Here is a 1,441-nt window from a genome sequence, read left to right on the forward strand (position 1 = left end):
GCGCCGTGACCGGCACCGAGATGACGGAGGCGAACCAGGGGGACGGCGCGGTGGTGAGCGCCATGAGCTTCACCGTGAGCCACGGGGCTGATGCGCTCGATACGAGCAGCCTCAAATTCGATATCGCCGCCATTCAGCAGAGCCTGGATGGCAAGTACAGCAGCCATGGCAGCCCGGTCACCTTCACCCTGGACGCCAACGGCGAACTGGTGGGCACCAGCGCCGACGGCCGCGAGGTGCTGCGGGCCGAGCTGGATTTGGTGGAGAGCAACGGCAACTGGAGCGTCACCGCCAAGGTGACCCTGGGGGCCGAGCTGGATCACCAGGGCAGCGAATCCCTCGATCTGCCGCTCACCGTCACCCTGACCGACAAGGACGGAGATAGGGTCTCCACCGACTTGCCGCTCACCATCAAGGATGGCCATGCGCCGAACTTCGTGGCGGGCAGCGGGGTAGATCTGAACGAGAGCCGCCTCGATGGCAACAACACCCTGACGGAAACGGGACACTTTACCCTGGAGTCGGGGTCGGATCGGGTGAGTCAGGTCTCGTTCGCCGATCCGGCTTCCCAGCCCCCCCTGATGGCACTGGGTCAGCAGGTGAAATACGAACTGGTGGACGGGGATCCCGCCATTCCGGGCAACCAGATCCTCAAGGGTTATGTGGACGTGAACGGCGCGCGCGTCGAGGTGCTTCAGGTCGAACTGGTGGGCAAGCTGGACAATGCCGCCAGCAACACGTTCGACTACAAGGTGACCCTTTATCAGGGGGTGCACCAGAGCGGCGGTGACGGTAAGACGAGTCTGCCCCTCAAGCTTGACATCATCGACAGTGACAAGGGGGGCGGCAACAACGACAGCACCACGGGCACTCTGGACATCACCATCAGCGAGGGCGTCAGGCCGATCGTCAACGGGGTGACCATCGACAGCGTGACCCTGAGCGAGGGGCGCTTCGATGGCGCCGCCAATGGTGCGACCGCCGACGATCAGTTCATCACGGGCAAGGTGACGGTACAGGCCTACTCCGATCCCATCGTCGATGTGCGCCTGGTCCTGAGCGGTCAGGTCATGGACATTAACGGCAATCCCGTCACTCACAATGGCGAGACCCTCACCTGGCAGACCGTACCGGGCAGCAACGGCCACAGCTTCCAGGCAGTGACTGCGAGCGGCACCCTGGTGCTGAGCGTGACCCTGCCCAATGTGCCCGATAGCGTCGCGGCGCACACCAAGGTGGATTTCGATTATCAGGTTGTGACTCACACCAACCTGGATCACGGCGCGAACGACAGGCTCGATATTCGTGTCGGCATGCAGGTGACGGACAGCGATGGCACCGTCAGCAAGGGCGATACCGTCATCCATGTGACCGATGCCGCCGATCCTCACCTTGGCAACGACAGCGGGGTCACCTTGCAGGAAGGGGCCTCTGGCCAGAC

Annotated in this window: 1 pseudogene; it reads left to right on the top strand. The window is 63.3% G+C overall.

Features of this window, described 5'->3' with window-relative positions:
• Nucleotides 1–1,441 (top strand): annotated as a pseudogene (locus AACR77_RS13215) (retention module-containing protein); the annotation flags it as partial.

Source organism: Aeromonas sp. ZOR0002 (genome assembly GCF_963866995.1).
GTDB lineage: Bacteria > Pseudomonadota > Gammaproteobacteria > Enterobacterales > Aeromonadaceae > Aeromonas > Aeromonas caviae.